The organism is Actinosynnema sp., assembly GCF_052038725.1.
Genome location: NZ_JBQGCX010000882.1, coordinates 1 through 4047 on the forward strand (window position 1 = coordinate 1; position 4047 = coordinate 4047).

Below are 4047 nucleotides of genomic sequence, written 5' to 3' on the forward strand. Positions count from 1 at the left end.
CTGGTCACGGTCGCGCTGGGCCTGCTGATGATCACCTTGGACAACTCGGTGCTCTACACCGCCCTGCCCACCCTGACCGAGGACCTGGGGGCCGGCGCCACCCAGAGCCTGTGGATCATCAACGCGTACCCGCTGGTCATGGCCGGTCTGCTGCTCGGCGCGGGCACCCTCGGCGACCGCGTCGGCCACCGCCTGATGTTCCTGGTCGGCCTCGTGCTGTTCGGCGCCGCCTCGGTCGTGGCCGCCTTCGCCACCTCCCCCGAGGTCCTGATCGCGGCCCGCGCCGTGCTGGCCGTGGGCGCCGCGACGATGATGCCCGCGACGCTCGCCCTGATCCGCCTGTCCTTCACCGACGAGCGCGAGCGCAACCTCGCGATCGCCGTGTGGGGCAGCGTCGCCGAGGTCGGCGCGGCGCTCGGCCCGGTGCTGGGCGGCCTGCTGCTGCGGCACTTCTGGTGGGGCTCGGTGTTCCTGGTCAACGTGCCGGGGCTGCTCGTGGCGCTCGTCGCGACCGCGCTGGTGGCCCCGAAGGGCGTCGCCGACCGCTCGAAGCAGTGGGACGCGCTGTCGTCGTCGCAGGTCATGGTCGGTCTGGTCGGCCTGGTGCTGGTGGTCAAGGAGCTGGCGGCGGCCACCGTCTCGCTGCCGGTGCTGGCCGTGGCGCTGCCCGCGTCGGCCGCGGGGTTCTGGGCGTTCGCCCGCCGCCAGCGCTCGCTCGCGCACCCGCTGCTGGACTTCGCGCTGTTCCGGAACCCGGTGTTCCTGGCGGGCGCGCTGAGCGCGGGCGTGGCGATGTTCGCGATGGCGGGCGTGCAGCTGGTGACGACGCAGCGGTTCCAGCTCGTCGCCGGGTTCAGCCCGCTCGAAGCCGGGCTGGTGGTCGCCACCGCCGCCGCCGGTTCGCTGGTCACCGGCCTCCTCGGCGGAGCGTTCCTGCACGTCGTGGGCTTGCGCGTGCTGATCGTGGGCGGTCTTGCCGTGACGGCGGTCGGCGTGGTGTGGACGGCGCTGGCGCTGCCCGCCGGGCTCGGCTGGCTGATCGCGGGACTGGTGGTCGCGGGCCTGGGCATGGGCGGGGTGATGGGCGTGGCGTCGTCGGCGATCATCGGCAGCGCGCCCGCGCACCGGGCCGGGATGGCCTCGTCGGTCGAGGAGGTGTCCTACGAGTTCGGCAGCCTCACCGCCGTGGCGCTGCTGGGCAGCCTGCTCACCGGCGTGTACAGCGCCGTCGTCGACCTGCCCGGTGACGCGCCGCAGGCCGCGCGGGAGAGCCTGGCCGGGGCCGTGACCAGCGCGAACGGTGACCGGTCGGTGCTGGAACCGGCGTTCGCGGCGTTCGACACCGGGTTCACCTGGGTGCTGCTCGTCGCGGCCGGGGTGCTGGTGGCGGGCGCGGTGGCCGCGGCGGTCCTGCTCCGGGGCGACCGGGGTCGGGCTGGGACGATCAGCGGGCACTGAACCACCGCGAGGAGCACCCGAATGCGACAGAGCAACCGCACGAAGATCCTGGAGGCGGCCTTCGCGCTCGTCCAGCGGGAGGGGCTGACCCGGTTGACGCTGGAGTCGGTCGCGGTGGAGGCCGGGCTGACCAAGGGCGGCCTGATGTACCACTTCCCGGCGCGCGAGGCGCTGCTCGTGGCGCTGCACCAGTGGCTGGCCGAGCAGTGGGAGGCGCAACTGGAGGCGGAGGCGGGCAAGAAGGCCGCCGACACCACGGCGACCGAGCGGCTGGCGGCGTACGCGCGGGTGTCGCTGGAGAGCGCGACGCGGGCGGACCTGCAGCTGATGCTGGAGTCGGTGCCGCACGAGGAGACGACCTGGCCGTGGGCGGACGTGCTGGCGAGGTGGAGCGAGCCAGCCGAGAACGCCGAGCACGACGACGCGGCGCTCACCAGGCTGGTCGCGCGGCTGGCCGCCGACGGGCTGTGGATGTACCAGGCGCTCGGCTACGGCGAGCTGTCGCCGGAGCTGCGCGGGCGGCTCACCGAGCGGATCACCCGGCTGGTGGAGGACGCCGAGCGGGGATGATCCGCTGATCGGCTGGGCACGCCCTGCGCGGACTGGACGGTGCGCGACCTGGTGGACCACCTCGTGCGGGAGCAGCTGTGGGCGCCGGAGCTGCTGGCAGGGTGCACGGTCGAGCAGGTCGGCGACCGGTTCGACGGCGACCGGCTCGGCGCCGACCCCCGGCACTCGTGGGTGCTGGCGGCGTCCGCCGCGCGGGAGGCCTGGATCGAGCCGGACGCGCTGGCCAAGCGGGTGCGGCTCAGCTCCGGCGAGGCGGGCGCGGACGAGTACGGGTGGCAGATGACGCTCGACCTGACCGTGCACGCCTGGGACCTGGCCACCGCGGTCGGCGCGGACCGGCGGGTGGACGCGGGGCTCGCCTAGGCGGTGCTGGCGTTCGCCGAGCGCGAGGCGGACGCGTGGAGCGGGAGCGGGCTGTTCGCCGACCCGGTGCCGGTCGGGGCGGACGCCGACGCGCAGACCAGGCTCGTCGCGCTGCTCGGGCGCAGACCCTGATCCGCGCGCCGAGGGGGAGCTGAGGTCCGAGCGCTCCCCCTCGGTCCGCTGCGGCGCGGGGGGGGCTCCCGCGCCCACGTCCTTGGTAGCGCGCGGCCGTTGTGCGCGGTCGGCGCGCGCCGGGATGACGACGGCCGGACAACGTCAGGGCCCGCTGACCCCCGGCGCCCAGCTCTCCGGCCTGCCGCTCTCGGTGAGCAGCAGCTGCCAGTCCGCGAAGCCGGGGGGCGCGTCGCGCTGCCACGGCCACTTCCCGTCGCCCGAGGGCACCAGGATCTGCACCGCGGCGAAGTCGCCCGAGCCGTAGAGGAGGAACGCGCTGCCCAGGAACTCCGGGTAGAAGCCGCGGAACACCCGCTCGAAGGTCACCGGGGCGTTCTCGAGGAAGTCGAAGTACAGCTTGCCGGGCAGGAACCGCTCGCCCCGGCTGGCGCGGTCCACGTAGGTCCTGATCAGGACCTCGGCGTACTCGTGGTCGAGGCCGACCACCACCGCCTCGGCGACGCCGAACCTGCGCCACGCCCCGACCGAGAACGAGTACATGGCGCCCTCGTCGTCCTGCGGGACGTTGATGATGGCGTGGCCGTGCACCTCGGCCTGCTCCAGCAGCCAGCGGCGGAGGGTCTCTTCCCCTGGGTTCAGCGCGGGTGTCGACACGTCGCCATTGTGCACGCGGGACGGGCGCGCACGGGGCCCGGACTCGGCCGGACCCCGTGCGCCGGGGTCGGACTAGGCGTCGACCTCGGCCATGACCTCGTCGGAGACGTCGAAGTTCGCGAAGACGTTCTGCACGTCGTCGCAGTCCTCCAGCGCGTCGATCAGCTTGAAGATCTTGCGCGCGCCCTCGGCGTCCAGCGGGACCGACACGGACGGCAGGAAGTTCGCGTCGGCCGACTCGTAGTCGTGACCGGCGTCCTGCAGCGCCTTGCGGACCGGGATCAGGTCGCCCGCCTCGGAGACGACCTCGAAGTTGTCACCGAGGTCGTTGACCTCCTCGGCGCCCGCGTCCAGCACCGCCATGAGCAGGTCGTCCTCGGTGAGCCCGTCGTTCTTGGGCACGATCACGACGCCCTTGCGGGCGAACATGTAGGACACCGAGCCGGGGTCGGCCATCTGGCCGCCGTTGCGGGTCATCGCGGTGCGGACCTCGCTGGCCGCGCGGTTGCGGTTGTCGGTCAGGCACTCGACCAGGACCGCGACGCCGTTCGGGCCGTAGCCCTCGTACATGATGGTCTGCCAGTCGGCGCCACCGGCTTCCTCACCACCGCCGCGCTTGCGGGCGCGCTCGATGTTGTCCAGCGGGACCGAGTTCTTGCGGGCCTTCTGGATGGCGTCGTACAGCGTGGGGTTGCCGTCGGGGTCGCCGCCGCCGGTGCGGGCCGCCACCTCGATGTTCTTGATCAACCGCGCGAAGAGCTTGCCGCGCTTGGCGTCGATTGCGGCCTACTTGTGCTTGGTTGTCGCCCACTTGGAGTGGCCGCTAATGTCTCCTCCGACGAGTCCTTCAGCCCGCGGCAGCGCGGA

At 73.3% G+C, this 4047-nt stretch carries 6 protein-coding genes; 4 read left to right on the plus strand and 2 right to left on the minus strand.

Annotated features, from left to right (window positions below; all coding sequences use genetic code 11):
- The 4 genes from ACTUAL_RS18190 to ACTUAL_RS18205 all read left to right on the plus strand — a co-directional run.
- Window positions 1-1458 (plus strand): MFS transporter (locus ACTUAL_RS18190; RefSeq protein ID WP_440901106.1); only part of this gene is annotated, 1458 nt, incomplete at its 5' end.
- 21 nt (window positions 1459-1479) lie between these two features.
- A complete protein-coding gene (locus ACTUAL_RS18195) occupies window positions 1480-2028 on the plus strand; it encodes a TetR/AcrR family transcriptional regulator (protein ID WP_440901107.1) in 549 nt (182 codons plus the stop codon).
- A gap of 12 nt (window positions 2029-2040) precedes the next feature.
- Window positions 2041-2391, plus strand: a complete 351-nt coding sequence (locus tag ACTUAL_RS18200; protein ID WP_440901110.1) for a TIGR03086 family metal-binding protein — start codon at window positions 2041-2043, stop codon at window positions 2389-2391.
- Window positions 2392-2394: 3 nt separating this feature from the next.
- A complete protein-coding gene (locus ACTUAL_RS18205) occupies window positions 2395-2523 on the plus strand; it encodes a hypothetical protein (RefSeq protein ID WP_440901108.1) in 129 nt (42 codons plus the stop codon).
- A gap of 144 nt (window positions 2524-2667) precedes the next feature.
- Here the strand turns inward: ACTUAL_RS18205 and ACTUAL_RS18210 are convergent, their stop codons facing one another.
- On the minus strand, window positions 2668-3180 hold the full coding sequence (locus ACTUAL_RS18210) for a DUF4262 domain-containing protein (RefSeq protein WP_440901109.1): 513 nt from the start codon (window positions 3178-3180) through the stop codon (window positions 2668-2670).
- Window positions 3181-3252: 72 nt separating this feature from the next.
- Window positions 3253-3960, minus strand: a complete 708-nt coding sequence (locus tag ACTUAL_RS18215) for a YebC/PmpR family DNA-binding transcriptional regulator (protein WP_440901111.1) — start codon at window positions 3958-3960, stop codon at window positions 3253-3255.
- Window positions 3961-4047: the final 87 nt, after the last annotated feature.